The 16509-nt window shown below is 70.6% G+C and carries 13 protein-coding genes; 7 read left to right on the top strand and 6 right to left on the bottom strand.

The genetic code is table 11. The annotated features are described in order from the left end of the window. Positions 1–214: 214 nt before the first annotated feature. A complete protein-coding gene (locus FB384_RS12875; protein WP_323985218.1) occupies positions 215–1066 on the bottom strand; it encodes a TatD family hydrolase in 852 nt (283 codons plus the stop codon). A gap of 165 nt (positions 1067–1231) precedes the next feature. Then, positions 1232–3025 carry a methionine--tRNA ligase gene (gene metG, locus FB384_RS12870; protein WP_183782999.1) on the bottom strand — a complete coding sequence of 598 codons (1794 nt, stop codon included), beginning with the start codon at positions 3023–3025 and terminating at the stop codon, positions 1232–1234. Positions 3026–3332: 307 nt separating this feature from the next. Between metG and FB384_RS12865 the strand changes: the two genes are divergently transcribed. The 4 genes from FB384_RS12865 to FB384_RS12850 all read left to right on the top strand — a co-directional run bounded on the left by FB384_RS12865 (position 3333) and on the right by FB384_RS12850 (position 6947). After that, positions 3333–3947 carry a PadR family transcriptional regulator gene (locus FB384_RS12865; protein WP_183782997.1) on the top strand — a complete coding sequence of 205 codons (615 nt, stop codon included), beginning with the start codon at positions 3333–3335 and terminating at the stop codon, positions 3945–3947. 516 nt (positions 3948–4463) lie between these two features. Beyond that, the gene (locus FB384_RS12860; protein WP_183782994.1) at positions 4464–5513 is read left to right on the top strand and encodes an ATP-binding cassette domain-containing protein; all 1050 of its coding nucleotides are present in this window, start codon (positions 4464–4466) and stop codon (positions 5511–5513) included. After that, positions 5503–6270 (top strand): ABC transporter permease, encoded by a 768-nt coding sequence (locus FB384_RS12855; protein ID WP_183782992.1) that lies wholly within the window; start codon positions 5503–5505, stop codon positions 6268–6270. Before FB384_RS12860 ends, FB384_RS12855 begins: the two co-directional genes overlap by 11 nt. A gap of 83 nt (positions 6271–6353) precedes the next feature. After that, on the top strand, positions 6354–6947 hold the full coding sequence (locus tag FB384_RS12850) for a GH25 family lysozyme (RefSeq protein WP_183782990.1): 594 nt from the start codon (positions 6354–6356) through the stop codon (positions 6945–6947). A 4-nt stretch (positions 6948–6951) separates the two neighbouring features. Here FB384_RS12850 and FB384_RS12845 read toward each other — a convergent pair whose 3' ends face one another. Further along, positions 6952–7971 (bottom strand): DUF4185 domain-containing protein, encoded by a 1020-nt coding sequence (locus FB384_RS12845; RefSeq protein WP_183782988.1) that lies wholly within the window; start codon positions 7969–7971, stop codon positions 6952–6954. Positions 7972–8091: 120 nt separating this feature from the next. Between FB384_RS12845 and FB384_RS12840 the strand changes: the two genes are divergently transcribed. Beyond that, positions 8092–9483, top strand: a complete 1392-nt coding sequence (locus FB384_RS12840; protein ID WP_183782986.1) for an aminodeoxychorismate synthase component I — start codon at positions 8092–8094, stop codon at positions 9481–9483. Here the strand turns inward: FB384_RS12840 and rsmI are convergent. After that, the gene (gene rsmI, locus FB384_RS12835; RefSeq protein WP_183782984.1) at positions 9450–10277 is read right to left on the bottom strand and encodes a 16S rRNA (cytidine(1402)-2'-O)-methyltransferase; all 828 of its coding nucleotides are present in this window, start codon (positions 10275–10277) and stop codon (positions 9450–9452) included. The genes FB384_RS12840 and rsmI overlap by 34 nt on opposite strands. A 233-nt stretch (positions 10278–10510) precedes the next feature. On the opposite strand from rsmI, the gene FB384_RS12830 reads away from it, so the two are divergent. Next, positions 10511–12067: a dolichyl-phosphate-mannose--protein mannosyltransferase gene (locus FB384_RS12830; RefSeq protein ID WP_323985216.1), complete on the top strand. Its 1557-nt coding sequence runs from the start codon at positions 10511–10513 to the stop codon at positions 12065–12067. On the opposite strand, the gene FB384_RS12825 is transcribed toward FB384_RS12830, so the two are convergent. After that, positions 12018–12593 carry a lysoplasmalogenase gene (locus tag FB384_RS12825; RefSeq protein ID WP_183782982.1) on the bottom strand — a complete coding sequence of 192 codons (576 nt, stop codon included), beginning with the start codon at positions 12591–12593 and terminating at the stop codon, positions 12018–12020. The genes FB384_RS12830 and FB384_RS12825 overlap by 50 nt on opposite strands. Positions 12594–12733: 140 nt before the next feature. Further along, the gene (locus FB384_RS12820) at positions 12734–14407 is read right to left on the bottom strand and encodes a serine/threonine-protein kinase (RefSeq protein WP_183782980.1); all 1674 of its coding nucleotides are present in this window, start codon (positions 14405–14407) and stop codon (positions 12734–12736) included. Here FB384_RS12820 and FB384_RS12815 point away from each other — a divergent pair. Beyond that, the gene (locus FB384_RS12815; RefSeq protein WP_323985215.1) at positions 14301–16478 is read left to right on the top strand and encodes a propionyl-CoA synthetase; all 2178 of its coding nucleotides are present in this window, start codon (positions 14301–14303) and stop codon (positions 16476–16478) included. The two genes, FB384_RS12820 and FB384_RS12815, sit on opposite strands and share 107 nt — an antisense overlap. Positions 16479–16509 lie beyond the last annotated feature (31 nt).

The raw sequence follows: 16509 nt of genomic DNA, 5'->3' as shown, positions 1-16509 counted from the left end.
CATTCCCGCGCGGGCCGTGGCCCCGCGGGCGATGTCGTCCCCGACGAACACCGACGTGACTGTGGGCGTGCCGCATCGAGACAGTCGATCTCAACCGGCACGGTCACGGGACCGTAACGGGTGCCGTTGGGTTGCGCAAACACGGCGCGCGATCCCGTGACCTTCATCACCTGGGCTGATCGACTGTGACGCCCACGCCGTTGTCGCAGCCCGTTCACGTCGACGTGACCGTCTGCGACGAAGAAAGGCCGAACACCCGCTCGGCATTACTCCGAACGGAGTCCGCGACCACGTCGACCGGCTCCCCACGAAGCTCCGCGAGCCCCTGAACGGTATAGGGCGCGCAGTACGGCTCGTTCGGGCGTCCCCGGAACGGGTGTGGTGTGAGGAACGGCGCATCGGTCTCGACCAGATAGTGCTCCGGCGGCACGAGCTTCGCCGCTTCGTGCAGCCCCTTGGCGTTCCGGAACGTGACGGTGCCGGCGAACGAGAGCACGTAGCCGGCGTCGACACAGCGGCGCGCCATGTCGGCGTCCCCGGAGAAGCAGTGGAACACCACGGTGTCCGGCGCACCCTCCTCCTCGAGGATGCGCAGCAGGTCCTCGTGCGCCTCGCGGTCGTGGATCATCAGGGGCTTGCCGATCCGCTTGGCGAGGTCGATGTGCCAGCGGAAGGCCTCCTGCTGGGCGTCCGGGGGCGAGTAGTCCCAGTAGTAGTCCAGACCGGTCTCCCCCACCGCCACGACGCGTTCGGCGGCCGCGAGGCGTTCGATCTCGGCCTTCTCGACGTCACCGAAATCCGCGGTGCGCGTGGGATGGATCGCCACTGCTGCGAACACGCGCTCGTCCCACGTCGCGGCCTCGGCGGCCCAGCGGGCGGCGGCGAGGTCGTCGGCGACGGTGACCACGCGCTCGATGCCCGCCCTGCCCGCGCGGTCGAGCAATGCCGTCACATCGGCGGCCGTCCCGTCCCCGCAGGCGTCGAGGTGCGTGTGTGCGTCCACCGCAGGGGTGGGCAGGCGTTCCGGCACCGGCGGCGGCGCGTCACGATCGTTCTTGCGGCTCACGTCTTCTCCCGGCTCGGTTGCCCCCAAGGGCACCATGGTTGCACTCAACGCACCCTTTCTTCCCCTCGCGCCCGGACAGGTCGTGACCGCTCCACGGTCATGATCAGGGGAGGATTCGTCGCGCTCAACGCGACCAAGGTGCCCTTGGGGGCGTCACAGTCACGTTCAGCTCTGGATGGGCGCCCACTCCGGACCGGTCTCGCCCAGCGACGCGTCGAGCTTGGCGAACAGCGGCGACGGCTTCTCGAGCGGACGGCCCACCTCCACCGGCGTCGATTCCCACGTCGCCTGCTCGCTCGCGTAGTCACCGGTGAGAATCGGGTTCGTCCGGCCGGGGATGTCGAGGTCCTCGACGTCGTGGCACTCCGGCTGCGCCGCCCACACACCCGTACCGCCGAGCGCCTCGTGGACCTTCTGCGCCGCGTGCGGCAGGAACGGTGTCAGGAGCGCGTTCGCGTCCGACACGACCTGCAGCGCCGTGTGCAGCACGGCGTCCCGCCGGTCCGGGTCCTCCTTGAGCTTCCACGGCTCCTGGTCGGACAGGTACTTGTTGGCCGCCGACACGACGCGCATCGCCTCGCCGGCCGCCTGCTTGAACCGCGAATGCCGCAGGTGCGTGCCGACGGTGTCGAACGCCCCCTTGGCGAGCGCCTTGAGCTCTTCGTCCGCGGGTGCGGGAGCGGTCGGCGCCGGCACGCCGCCGTTGTTCTTGTGCGCCAGCGAGATCGACCGGTTGACGAGGTTTCCCCACTCGTTGGCGAGTTCGAAGTTGGTGCGCCGCACGAACTCGTCCCACGTGAAGTCGGTGTCCTGCGTCTCCGGTCCGGCGACGCTGATGAAGTAGCGCAGCGTGTCGGGGCCGAACTCGCGCAGGAAGTCCTCGACGTAGATGACCGTGCCGCGCGAGGTCGAGAACTTCGACCCGCTCATGGTGAGGAACTCGCTCGAGACGATCTCGCCCGGCAGGTTCAGCGTGCCGTACGGACCGGTCTCGCCGCCCTTGTCGCCCTGGCCGTTGTGGCCGAGCAGGAAGGCGGGCCACAGCTGGGCGTGGAACGTGATGTTGTCCTTGCCCATGAAGTAGAAGGACTGGGCGTCCGGGTCCGTCCAGAACGGCTTCCACGCGTCTGGGTCACCGGTGCGGCGGGCCCATTCGACGCTGGCGGAGAAGTAGCCGATGACCGCGTCGAACCACACGTAGAACCGTTTGAGCGGCTGGTCCCGCCACCCATCGAGCGGCACCTTCACACCCCAGTCGAGATCGCGCGTGATGGGACGGGGGCGCATGTCGTCGACGAGGTTCTTGGTGAAGTTCAGGACGTTCGGGCGCCAGTCGGTCTTGGTCGAGAGCCAGTTGCCGAGTGATTCAGTGAAGGCGGGCAGGTCGAGGAACAGGTGCTCGGTCTCGACGAACTCGGGCTTCTCACCGTTGATGCGCGAGCGCGGGTTCTTCAGCTCGGCGGCGTCCAGCTGGTTGCCGCAGTTGTCGCACTGGTCCCCGCGGGCACCGTCGTAACCGCAGAGCGGGCAGGTGCCCTCGATGTAGCGGTCCGGCAGCGTGCGTCCCGTCGACGGGCTGACCGCGCCGGTGGTCGTCTTCGGCACGACGTACCCGTTGCGGTGCAGTGCCAGGAAGATCTGCTGCACCACTTCGGCGTGATTGCCGGTGGTGGTGCGGGTGAACAGGTCGTAGGACAGCCCGAGGCCGCGCAGGTCCTGGCTGATCTGGCGGGTGTACTTGTCGGCGGTCTCCTGCGGCGAAAGACCCTCCTTGTCGGCCTGCACCAGGATCGGCGTGCCGTGTTCGTCGGTGCCGGAGACCATGAGCACCCGGTTGCCGGCCATGCGCTGGTAGCGCGAGAAGACGTCGGAGGGGACGCCGAAACCGGACACATGACCGATGTGGCGGGGACCGTTGGCGTAAGGCCAGGCCACCGCGGTCAACACTGAGGTGCTCATACTCCAATTCAACACTGTGGCGCGTAGCGCTTCCTTGAGGGGCGGGGGCCGGGCAGGCGGGTGGGCGAACACTGCGGCGCGTAGCGCCACGTTGGGGGGCGGCGGTCGGGCGACGGGTGGGCCAACACTGCGGCGCGTAGCGCTTCCTTGAGAGGCAGGGCAGGACCGACGGGTGGGCCAACCCCGCGGCGCGTAGCGCTTCCTTGAGGACGGCGGGCGCCCCGGCGACCTTCGGCGTCGTGGCCGGTCCTGCGGGTGGGAGGATGGTGCCTCTCGGCGATGCGACCAGGGACGGAGGCCGGAAGCGGTGTCGGCGACGCGGTTGCTCGTGCTCGGCGTGGTGCGGATGCACGGCGGATCGGGCGGCGCACACGGTTACCAGGTGCGACGCGAGCTGTTGTCGTGGTCGGCGGACAAGTGGGCGAACGTCCAGCCGGGTTCGATCTACCACGCCCTGAAGAAGCTCGCGCTGGAAGGCTTGCTCGAGCAAGTCGAGACTCCGCAGGGCAAAGGCCCCGACCGGCTCGCCTACACGCTGACCGATGCGGGCGAGCATGCGTTCCAACAGGAACTGCAACAGCGGATCGCCGACGTGGCGGACGATGCGGCCAACGCGTCCGGGTTCGCGGCGGCGCTGGTGTTCCTCACGTGTCTGCCCCGCCAACTGGCGCTCGACCTGCTCGACTACCGACTCGTCCAGCTCGACGGTCAGCGCAAGAACGTCGCGACCGTGCTCGAGAAGGGCACCGACTGGGGCCAACCCGCCCACGTCAACGAGTTGTACCGGCTGTGGCTCGCCCACTGCGACGCCGACATCTCGTGGACCACGGACCTCGTCGCACGGCTGCGCGCGGGCGAGTACGTGATGGCCGACGACGCCGGCCAGAACTTCGGTTCCGCGACACCGAGCGCCACGTCCTGATTCCGCACCACCGCGACGACAGCGACAGCGACGGGGCAGTACACAACTCCGCGATCGCCGCAACTACCTGAGGTCAGGGGGTACTGCCCCTGTCGTGACGACACCCCGTACGAGACGGACGTGGGCGTAACGGACGCCCGCGGAAAACGGATATCTACGACAAGGGCGCCTACGGAAACTCCGCCGCGACAGAACGCGACTGTGGTGGAACGTGGCCGCGGCAGAACGTGGCTGTGGTGAAACGTGGCTGCGCGGCACACCGCGTCGGCCGCACACATCTCGCGCGACACGCTCACCGTTCCCACTCGGCGGACGCCCACGGGGCGAAAACTCTTCGCGTATCCGTCCTCCCCGCGTCACGCTCATCGTAGCGCGCCCATCGTTGTCTAATCAAATTTGACTAGATGCCGCGTGCGGAGGACAGTTGGGCGTCGACGGCCGAATCGGCCGGACCATGCGGCCTGCCGCGTCCGGCAACTGCGGCGGATCCGCACATCACTTTCGACGGGGGTTTTCTTGATCAAGGCACGCGGCCTGCAGCGACGGTTCACGTCGCGCGGGCGCACAGTGGATGCGGTGAAAGGCGTCGACATCGACGTCACCGAGGGCGAGCTCGTCGGATTCCTCGGCCCGAACGGCGCGGGGAAGACGACGACGCTGCGCATGCTGACGACCCTGCTCACGCCCACGGCGGGCGAAGCACAGGTCGCCGGATGCGATCTGCGCGCCGATCCGGTCGGCGTGCGCAAGCGCATCGGCTACGTCGCGCAGGGCGGCGGTACCGGTCCGGAATGCAAGGTCGCCGAAGAGATCGAACTGCAGGGCAGGCTGTACGGGCTCAGCAAGGCCGACGCGGTCGCACGGGGCAAGGTGCTGACCGAACAGCTCGACCTGTCCGGATTGGACCAGCGGCTGACGAAGACACTCTCCGGCGGCCAGCGGCGCAGGCTCGACATCGCGCTCGGGCTGATCCACTCGCCGAAACTGGTGTTCTTCGACGAACCGACGACCGGCCTCGACCCGCAGAGCCGGGCGAATCTGTGGGAGCACATCCGCATGCTGCGTTCCGAACAGGGCGTGACCCTGTTCCTCACGACGCACTACCTCGAAGAGGCCGACGCGCTGTGTGACCGCATCCTCGTCATCGACGGCGGGGAGATCGTGGCCGAGGGATCCCCGGACGCACTCAAGGCGCGGGTGTCGGGCGACAGCGTCGTACTCGGGGTCGACGACGAAGTCACGACCAGGGCCGCGGAGATCGTCGGCCGGGTCGACGGCGCCCACGACCTGATCTCGGCCCCTGGCGAGGTGCGATTCCGGGTGCCGCGGGGTGACACGGCGCTGCCCGCGCTGCTGCGGGCGTTCGACTCCGAGGGACTGACGATGCAGTCGATGCAGGTTCAGCGGCCGACGCTGGACGACGTGTTCCTGACCCTCACCGGCCGCAGCCTCCGCGACTCCGAGAGCGGCGGTGACGCCGACCAGCCCGACGAGACGGCGACCGACGAGGACAGCAACAGGAACGACGACAGCGACAGGAACGAGGTGCCGACCCATGTTGCGTGACGTCTGGCTGATCTTCCGGCGCGACGCGATCCTGCTGTCCCGGAATCCGGCGTGGCTGGCGATCGGCGTGATGCAGCCGGTGTTGTACCTGGTGCTGTTCGGCCCGCTGATGGAGCGGATCGTGACCAGCACACCCGGGTTCCCGCCCGGCAGCAGCTGGACGATCCTGACGCCCGCGCTGATCATCCAGCTCGCACTGTTCAGCGCGACGACCGCGGGGTTCTCACTGTTGGCGGATTTGCGCAACGGCGTGGTGGAACGGCTCCGGGTCACCCCGGCCAGCCGCGTGGCGCTGCTGCTCGGCAAGGTCCTGACCAACGGGCTGACCACCGTGGCGCAGGCCATCATCATCACGACGCTGGCGTTCCTCGTGTTCGACCTGTCGGCCCCGTTCGGCGGGATCCTGCTGACATTGCTGATCGTGGCGATGCTGTCGGTGACGCTGGCGTCGGCGTCGTACGCCGTGGCGCTGACACTGCGCAACGAGGAGGCGTTCCCGGCCCTGGTGAACTCGGTGATGATGCCGGTGCTGTTGCTGTCGGGGATTCTCGTGCCGATCACGACCGGCCTCGCTCCGGATTGGCTGTACGCGATCTCGCGGGTCAATCCGTTCACGCACATCGTCGACGCGGGACGCGCCGGATTCCGCGGCGACTTCTCCGTCGACGCGATGCTCACCGGCTCGATCGTGCTGGTCGTGCTGATGTCGCTGTGCGTGTTCTGGGGCGCGCGGACGTTCCGGCGCGAGAACGCCTGACACGCCGCGGGTGATGGCCGCCTGACGTGCGCGAACGCACGTAGGGTGGCCGTCACCATCGATTCCGGCAGCTAGGGGGACTCGTGACGGAGCCCGCGGGCGCGAGCGGCGTCGGACTGCACCTGCGCGAATCCGTGCCCGATTGGGCGGCGCTACGCGGCCGGGCCGTCACGTTCGCGTCGATCACCGTCACCGAGAACCACAACTGGAGTGACTCCGGTTCGGCGCAGCAGCTCACGCGTGCGCTCGACGCGGGCGTGCACGCGGGCATCCGCCACCTCGCCAGGGAAGGCGGGGCCATCGACCAGGCGCGGCACGTCGTGCGCACGGGCGCGCCGCTCGGTGCGTTCGCACCCGGCGTGCTCGCGCCCGCACTCGACGCCCGCGCGGCGGGCATCGACGACCGGTTCGTCAAGGCGTGGATCAAGACGATCCGTGGCGAGGCCGGTATCGGCAAGGTGCTGGTCTACGCCGAGTTCGAGGACTGGCAGCACCGGTTCCACCCGGACAAGTGGGCCGATTCCGGTGTCGTGCTGTGGCTCGTGCGCCGCAACGGCATTCCCGGACGTCCCGGCTGGTTCCACAGCAGGCTCGGCGTCCACCAGCACACCGGTGACGGACCCGCCGCGACATCGGCGCTCGTCTACCCGTTCACCCTCGCCGACGTGCTGCTGTGAGTGACTATCGCACCTCGAAACGGGTTCGGGTGAGGAAGACGTTGTACGGACCCCACTGGGAGACGAGGTAGTAGACGTCGAAACCGCCGGACGGACCGGGAGCGTCGGCCGGCGTCCCGTCCAGCGACCAGGGATGCAGGAATCCGCCGTAGATCGCGGGATGTTCGTCGCCGGAGACGACGACGTCGCCCTCGGTCCACGGGCCGGTCGGCGCGGGGGCGGTGCGGGCCACGATGCCGCGGCGTGGTTCGTCGAGGTGCAGCATCAGCCAGCGGCCGCAGCCTCGGTGACGACCGACGGACATCTCCCCGACCGAGCCGTCGAACAGCGGTGCCGCTGCGCGCTCGTCACCGCGCCAGTCGGATCCGTCCCAGTACTCGTACGCCCGCACCCGCAGCAGGTCCGAGGGGCGAACCCGGGCGAGATACGGCACGTCGCGGCGGCCGTTGGTCGTGCCGAACAGCAGGACGTACTCGTCGTCGCGGGCGAACGCGCCCACCTGGAACCTGCTGCGGCCGTCGCGGTTCGACCACCTCGCAGATCTCGGTCTGCGCCACGTGCATCCGTCGTCGCGGGACACCGCGACACCCGCGTGGTTGGTACGCCAGTGGCCGGGCTCGCCCCACTCCCGCACCGACATGTAGTGCGCGTAGTGCACGCCGTCGACGGTGATCGCACCGTTCGGCACGACCGTCACCTCGCCCCTGCCCGACGGGATGACCTGCGCCGCTCCGCCGCCCGCCCGCGCCACGACGCCGTCCAACGGCAGCCCACCGGAGACGTCGCGCGCGGTCGACCAGGCGAGCACGTTGCTGCGCCAGTCCGCCGACCCCGGACCGGCGCCGTGGCCGCCCCAACCGTGGCCGAAGGTGTCGCCGAACAGGGCGAACACCCGGCCACCGCCGGCATCCCACAGGATGCCGAGGTCGGTCGCCGCGAGGGCGAACCTCGCGGCGGTGCGGTTCGCCGAGTCCGCCCCGGTCACCTTCGCGATCCGCTCGGTCTCCACGGGCCTGACGTCCATGCCGCGAACGTAGCGGCGACCCGGCCACCGCGCCCGTGTCGATCAGGCGGAACACACGCGGCCGTCGCGTTCGACACCTTCGATTCGGTTTCTCTCGCCGATCGGGTGACAATGCCGGGCATGCGGCTGCGGCGAACGGCACTCGACTGCGACCTGTCCCCCGAGCAGGTCCTCACGGTGCTGGAACACCGCGCCCGCGACCACGCCCTGCCGGGACCGGCCGCGCTGACCGGAGACTGGTTCGGCTCCCGCGCGGTGCTCGCACCGTCGGTTCACCTCGATCCCGTCCCGGATCCCTCCGACGCGCTGGCCATGCCGGCCCGGATTCCCACCGGTACCGACGGTTCCGGCATCGCGGCGGCCGCCGACGACACGGGTGCGGTCGGCGGCGGCTGGTTCGGCTACCTTTCCTACGACCTGTCCGACCCCTCCCACCGCCGCGGCCCGTTGCCGCCCGCGGTGTGGGGCTGGGCAGGCCACGTGCTGCGCCTGGACGCCGAGGGCCGCTGGTGGTTCGAAGCCCTCGACGGCTCGCCGGGCGGCGACGCCGACGCCGCCGAGTTCCGGGATCTGCTCGCCGCCGCGGCCGCCGGAGCGCACCCGGCCGCGGCGCACACCTGGCACGCGACGTCGCTGCGGCGCCCACCGCGCGGCGACCACGAACGCGCCGTCGCCGACTGCGTACGCGCCATCGCCGCCGGCGAGGTATTCCAGGCCAACATCTGCACCCGGTTCACCGGCACCTTCGACGGTTCGCCGCTCGCACTGTTCACCGAGGGCACTCGCCGGCTGCACCCGGCCCGCGCCGCCTACCTCGCCGGAGAGTGGGGTGCGGCCGTGTCGATGTCGCCGGAGCTGTTCGTCGCCCGTCACGGCACAGCGGTGCGGTCGACACCGATCAAAGGCACCCGGCCCCGCCGCGGACCGCAGGACGACGCGGGAGCGCACCTGTTGCGCGAGTCGGTCAAGGACGTGGCCGAGAACGTGATGATCACCGACCTGGTGCGCAACGACCTGGGCCGGGTGTGCGAGATCGGCAGCGTGCGCGTGCCGGAACTGCTCGCGGTCCGGCCGGCGCCGGGCGTGTGGCACCTCGACTCGACGGTTGTCGGCACCCTCACCGCGGGCGCCGACGACACGGCGCTGCTGCACGCGACGTTCCCGCCCGGATCGGTCACGGGCGCGCCGAAGATCCGGGCACTCGACCTGATCGCCGAGCTCGAACCGGTCGCACGCGGGCTGTACACCGGTGCCGTCGGACTCGCCTCGCCGGTCGCGGGCACGGAGCTCAGCGTCGCGATCCGCACCTTCGAGATCGCGGCCGGTGAGGTGCACGTCGGCGTGGGCGGCGGCATCACGGCCGATTCGGATCCCGGTGCCGAATGGCACGAATGCCTCGACAAGGCGGCGCCCCTGGAAACGCTGCTCGCCACCCCTCCCGGTGATGACGCGGGTGCCGGTGGTGCGGCGCCGTCGCGTCAGTCCGGCCGCGCGGCCACGACGGCGTCGTAGAGCTCCTTCTTCGACACGCCAGTCTCCTTCGCGACCTCCGCGGCGACCGCCTTGAGCCGTTCGCCCGCCTCGACCCGCCGCGTCACCTCACCGACCAGGTCGGCGACGCTCACGTCGCGCGGCGCGGCCCCCGCCAGCACCACGGTGATCTCGCCGCGCACCCCGTCGGCGGCCCACTCGGCCAGCTCGCCCAGCGTGCCGCGGCGCACCTGTTCGTACGTCTTGGTCAGCTCACGGCACACGGCCGCGCGACGGTCGGCGCCCAGTCGCGCCGCCGCATCCGCCAGGAGCGAAGCCAGCCGGTGCGGCGATTCGAAGAACACGGTCGTCCGCTTCTCCTCGGCGAGCTCGGCGAACCAGCGCGCACGTTCACCCGGCTTGCGTGGCGCGAAGCCGTCGAAGCAGAAGCGGTCGGGCGCGAGCCCGGACAACGCCAGCGCCGTGGTCACCGCCGACGGTCCCGGTACGCAGCTGACGGGCAGGTCCTCCTCGGCACACGCCGCCACCAGACGGAACCCGGGATCGGACACACTCGGCATCCCGGCGTCCGTCACGAGCACGACCGTGTCGCCCTCGCGGACGGCGTCGAGCAGCTTCGGCAACCGCGCGCTCTCGACGTCCTCGTAGAAGCTGACGACCTTGGCCGCCGGTGCGACGTCCAGTGCCGTGGCCAGCGATCGCAGCCGGCGGGTGTCCTCGGCGGCGATGACGTCGGCGGTCCGCAGCGCCTCCGCGAGACGGGGGCTGGCGTCACTGCGGTCGCCGAGCGGCGTTCCGGCGAGGATCAACGGCATGCCGCGAGGCTATCCGGCGCCCGCCACCACCGATGCGCGATCCCCGACCGATGGTGCGATTCGGCGTCGTCGCACGCGCGAAGGGAAGATTCGGGCCTCCCGCCCGACCACCGCCCCTCAAGGACGCGCTGACGCGTGACTGTGCCTGAACGCCCCGAAGCGCCCTTGGGGGCGCGTCGGCCCCGCCACGGGCTGCACGGGGTTTCACATCGCCGCCCGTAAGATCGGCCTCCGTGACCGCCGTACTGCCGCGACCGCGCCGCGCCGAAACCGGTCCGGCCGGGCAGCCGCCGTCGGACCGCGAGGCCGCGCTGCTCGGCACGCCGATGCCGGTCGACCGCATGCGCGCGCTGTGGGTCACGCTCGTCATCACCACGATCGGCGGCGTCCTGCGCCTGTGGAACCTCGGCCACCCCACCGACGGCGGTTCGCCGGTCTTCGACGAGAAGCACTACGTCCCGCAGGCGTGGCAGATGCTGCGCAACGGCGGTTACGAGGACAACTACGGCTACGAACTCGTCGTCCACCCGCCGCTGGCGAAACAGCTCATGGCGGCCGGCGAGTGGCTGCTGGGCTACAACGGCTGGGGCTGGCGGCTCACGGCGGCCGTCGCGGGCACGCTGATCATCCTGCTGGTCATCCGCATCGCCCGGCGGCTGACCCGGTCCACGCTGCTCGGCGCGGTCGCCGGGGTCCTCGTCATCTGCGACGGTGTGCTGCACCTGCAGTCGCGCATGGGGATGCTCGACATCTTCCAGGCGCTGTTCGTCGTCGCTGCGTTCGCCTGCGTCCTCCTCGACCGCGACCAGGTCCGCGAGCGCCTCGCCACGGCCGCCGGCGAGGGCTGGGCCTGGAACACCCCGTTCGGGCCGCGACTCGGTTTCCGCTGGTGGCGGTTCGGCGCCGGCGTGATGCTCGGACTGGCGACGGGCATCAAGTGGTCGGGCATGTACTGGGTGATCGCGTTCGGCCTGCTGACGATCGCGTTCGACGTCGCCGCCCGCCGTACCGCCGGCATCGCCCGGCCGTGGGTGGGCATGCTGCGCCGCGATCTCGCGCCGGCGCTGTGGAGCATCGGCGTGATCTCGGTGCTGGTCTACCTGTCCACGTGGTGGGCGTGGTTCGCGAGCGAAACGGCCACCGACCGGCACTACGCCGAGATCAGCGGCGACGGTTCGCTGGCCTTCCTGCCTGGCGCCCTGCGCGAACTGGTGCTGTACACGCTGAACGTCCTCGACTTCCACAGCAGCCTGGCCACACCGGACGGCGATCCGCACCCGTGGGAGTCCAAGCCGTGGACGTGGCCGATGGGCCTGCGCCCGATGCTGTACCACCACGAGTCCGGCAACCAGATCGACGGCTGCGGGCAGAGCGACTGTGTTCAGGCGACGATGCTCATCGGCACCCCGGCGATGTGGTGGCTCGCGTTGCCGGTGCTCGGCTGGGGACTGTGGCGGACGGTCTTCCGCGCCGACTGGCGCTACGCCGCCGTGCTCGTCGGCTACGGCGCTGGGCTGCTGCCGTGGTTCGTGAACCTCGACCGGCAGATGTACTTCTTCTACGCCACCCCGCTGGCGCCGTTCCTGATCCTCGGGCTCACGCTGGTGCTCGGCCACCTGCTGGGCCGCGCGAAGGCGAGTTTCGAACGCCGCGGCACGGGACTGCTCGTGGTGTCGCTGTACACCGGCCTGGTGGTGGCGAACTTCGTCTGGCTGTGGCCGATCCTCGTCGGCGAACCGATCACTCCGGAGCGGTGGAACGCGGAGCTGTGGCTCCCGTCGTGGCGGTGACGCCGCCTGCGCGGACCGCGCCGACGGCCAGCAACGCCTGGCCCGCCAGATAGGTGAGCATCACCCAGAAGCCCGGCGCGGGCGGGTCGTACCAGTCGGCGAACGCACCCAGCGCGATGAGCCCGTCCGACACGAAGAACACCGCACCGCCGAGCCCGGCGAGCGTGCCCACCCCGGTGGCGAGCACCGCCATCGCCGTCAGGCAGAGGCCGTAGATCGCGACCGGGACGAGCATCCCGCCCGCGCCCGGTGCGCACAGTCCGAACAGCACGCCGAACGCGACGACGTAGCCCGTCACGGCCGGGGTGCGCAGCAGCGATGCGTGCCGGTACGGCCAGAACGCGACGACGTATGTGACCTGGGCCAGTAGGAATCCGCCGACCATGGCCAGGAACGCAGCGTCCCCCGTGAACGCCGCGGGCAGCGTGTCGCCGAGCCACGACAGCGCCAGCGCCGCCGCCACGAGCCGCACCAGCCTCGTGCGTTCGGGAGCCGCGCACCACAACCAGCCGGCGAGCAGCGGCATGAGCAGCACCTGCGTCGGCCTTGACAACCAACCGGGACCGGTGAGCTGCACGACGAGGTGCACCACACCGATCGCGGCGTACGTACCGGCGAATACCGCGGACGGCCCTACGGCGCCCCGGGGAGCGGCCGAGGACCGGTTCACTGCGAACGCGGCACGATCTGCGTGACCGGACCGTCGGCGGACGAGCCGATCCGCGAGAGCCAGCCACCGATCTCCCGTTCCACGGCGGCGAGCGTCGGCCGGTTCCGAGGTTGTGGGTCCAGCGAGGCGCGCAGCAGCCGGGCGTGCACGCTCTGCCGGGGAAGGTGGCTCGCCGGTTCGGCGCGGGCGGCGGCCATCAGCGCGGCCATCGGCGTTTCGCGGGTGCCGCGGGGCGGATGCCCGGACAGCGCGTAGCTGACGGTGGCGGCGAGCTGCCAGGCATCCGATGCGGGAGTCGCGGTCGACCCCTCGGCGATCTCGGGGGCGGTGTAGTCCGGGGTGCCGATCATCATGCCGGTGGCCGTCAGCTTGGCGTCATCCTTGCTGCGGGCGATCCCGAAGTCGATCAGGTGCGGCATGCCCTGCGGGTCGAGGATGACGTTCGAGGGCTTCATGTCGCGATGCAGCACCTCCTGCTCGTGCGCGGCCGACAACGCACCCGCGAGCGTGGCCCACAGCCTGCCCGCGGACATGTCGTCGAGCCCGCCGCCGTTGTCGACGGTGTCGGCCAGCGACCGGCCTTCGAGGTACTCCATGACCAGCGCCATGCCGTCGTGTTCCTCGACGAGGTCGTAGACACGCACGCAGTTCGGGTGCGACAGCATCGCCAGCGCGCGGGCCTCGCGCCGCATGCGCTCCTCGGTCTCCTGGTCGGTGACGTGGGCGATCTTCAGCGCGACCGTGCGGCCGAGCTGCGTGTCGCGCGCCTGCCACACCGTGCCGAACCCGCCCTGGCCGAGCCTGCGGATCCGTTCGAACCGGCCGTCCGAACCGGTCGACGCCGCGGGCGGGACGGCGGCCGCGGCGACGGGAGGAGGCGACGGTGCGACTGCCGTGGGCGCGTACTGGCGCTCCGGTTCGGGCTCGGGGCGCCGCGGCGGCTCGGGACGCGGTGCCGGCCGCGGTTCCGGCGGGGCGTCGGACCGCTGGATGGTCGACCAGCTGGGCGCGCCGACGATCGCCACCGGGATGATCCCGAGGATGACGGCGGGCAGGAAGCCCAGCCACAGGTGGACGGCCGTGTTGGCCTCGACACCGGCCGACAGCAGGACGAACGCGAGGTACGAGCCCCAGATGAACCGGCCCGGCCACTTCGGCCCGCGCCGCAGCGCGACCCGGCCCAGCAGCATGACCGCGAGCAGCGTCAGGATCGGCAGCCCGACGAGGCCGCCGAGGTAGTAGCCGTACGCCAGGGAGTCCCCGGAGGGGTAGAACAGCGTCTCGTAGACGTTCTGGCCGCCCCCGAGGTATTCGGTCTGCGGGCCGACGAAGCAGTACTCCTGGGACAGGTTCGCGACGTCGGTCTGGGTGAGCCCGCCGGTGCCGCCCGCGAAGACGTCGCGGAAGATGCCCGAGATGCCCGTCGCAAGCAGCCACGGCATCACCAGCACCGTGACCACGGCGATCGCGCCGATCGCGATCAGCGGCGCCCCGGTGTAGCGGTTGCCCGTGAACTTGCGGACGATCGCGATGACCAGCGCACCGAACACGGGCCACAGGCCCATGAGCAGGCCGGCCATGCTGGTGGCCCACACCCAGTCGCCGGGGCAGAACCCGGGCTGGAAGATCCGGTACGCCAGCGACAACAACGAGCCAGCGATCGATTCCACCTCTCGCTCCTTCGTGCGTGTCGCTGATGACGTGTGCTCGGCCCCGGGCGGCGGCCGGTCCACACAGTATGTCGACCGCCGTCGGTGTGGACGCATCCGCCTCACTCCGCGTTGCTCTAGTGCAGCGCAGGTGCAACGTCCTACGGTCAACACTCACCGGACTCAGCGCAGAGCACGAAGGAGAGCCGCGATGGGCGCCTACGCCGACACCTACGAGCACAGCATCACCGACCCGGAGGGCTTCTGGCTCGACGCCGCCCGCGGGGTGAGCTGGACGACGGCGCCCACGAAGGCGCTCGACGACGCCCGCGCTCCGCTGTACCGGTGGTTCCCCGACGGCGAGCTGAACACCGCTTACAACGCGCTCGACCGGCACGTCGAAGGCGGCCGCGGCGACCAGCCCGCGCTGATCTGGGACTCGCCGGTCACCTCGTCGCAGCGCACCTACACCTACTCCGAGCTGCGCGACGAGGTCGCGCGGTTCGCGGGCGGTCTCCGCTCGCTCGGCGTCGACAAGGGCGACCGGGTGATCATCTACATGCCGATGGTGCCCGAGGCCGTCATCGCGATGCTGGCCTGCGCACGGCTCGGCGCGGTGCACTCCGTGGTGTTCGGGGGGTTCGCCCCGAAGGAGCTGGCCGCACGGGTGGAGGACGCGAAGCCGAAGGCCATCGTCGCGGCCTCCTGCGGTATCGAACCGGGCCGGGTCGTGGAGTACAAGCCGATCGTCGAGGACGCGCTGGCGGCCACGGCGCATCAGCCGGATCACGTGGTCGTCCTGCAGCGCGAGGCGAGCCGCTGCGCGATGACCGACCGCGACGTCGACTGGAACGACCTGGTCTCCGGCGTGGCGCCCGCCGATCCGGTGCCGGTCGCCGCGACCGATCCGCTGTACGTCCTCTACACCTCCGGCACGACGGGTAAGCCGAAAGGCGTCGTGCGGGACAACGGGGGCCACGCCGTGGCGCTGGCCTGGTCGATGAGCGCGGTCTACGACATCCACCCCGGCGACGTCTGGTGGACGGCCTCCGACGTCGGCTGGGTCGTCGGCCACTCCTACATCGTCTACGCGCCACTGCTGATCGGCGCCACGACCGTGCTGTACGAGGGCAAGCCGGTGGGCACGCCGGACGCGGGCGCGTTCTGGCGGGTCATCTCCGAGCACGGGGTGAAGGCCCTGTTCACGGCGCCGACGGCGCTGCGGGCGGTCAAGCGCGTAGACCCGGACGCGGCCGAGCTCGCGAACTACGACCTGGGCGGCTTCACGACGCTGTTCATGGCGGGTGAGCGCCTGGACCCGGAGACGTATCACTGGGCGCACGACCACCTCGGCGTACCGGTGATCGACCACTGGTGGCAGACGGAGACGGGCTGGCCGATCGCGGCCAACCTGCGCGGGCTCGAACCGATGCCGGTCAAACCGGGGTCGGCGACGATGCCGGTGCCGGGCTGGCACGTGCAGATCCTCGACCAGGACGGCGTGGCACTGCCGGCCGGGACGGAGGGTGCGATCGCGATCCGGCTGCCGTTGCCTCCGGGTGCGCTGCCGACGCTGTGGGGCGACGACGAGCGCTTCAAGGAGGCCTACCTCTCCCGCTACGACGGCTACTACCTCACCGGCGACTCCGGTTACCTCGACACCGACGGCTACCTGTTCGTCATGGGGCGCACCGACGACGTCATCAACGTCGCGGGCCATCGGCTGTCGACCGGGTCGATGGAGGCCGCGCTGGCGGCCCACCCCGCGGTCGCCGAGTGCGCCGTGATCGGCGTGGCCGACCAGTTGAAGGGACAGCTGCCGCGCGGGTTCGTCGTACTCAAGGCGGGAGTGGACATCACGGAGGAACGGTTGCGGGCCGAGCTCGTCGAGGCGGTTCGCTCGGAGATCGGCCCGGTGGCCGCGTTCCGCGAGGTGTCGGTCGTGCAGGCGCTGCCGAAGACCCGCTCGGGCAAGATCCTGCGCAAGACCATGCGCGGCATCGCCGACGGGCGGGACGAACCGGTGCCGTCGACGATCGAGGACCCGGAGGTGCTCACGGCGCTGAAACCCGTACTGCGAACCGACGGGTGACGCGCCGGCCGCAGCGGTTCCTCACACGGCC

This window comes from Prauserella sediminis (assembly GCF_014195435.1).
Lineage (GTDB): Bacteria > Actinomycetota > Actinomycetes > Mycobacteriales > Pseudonocardiaceae > Prauserella > Prauserella salsuginis.
This window is presented reverse-complemented; position numbering and strand designations above follow the sequence as displayed.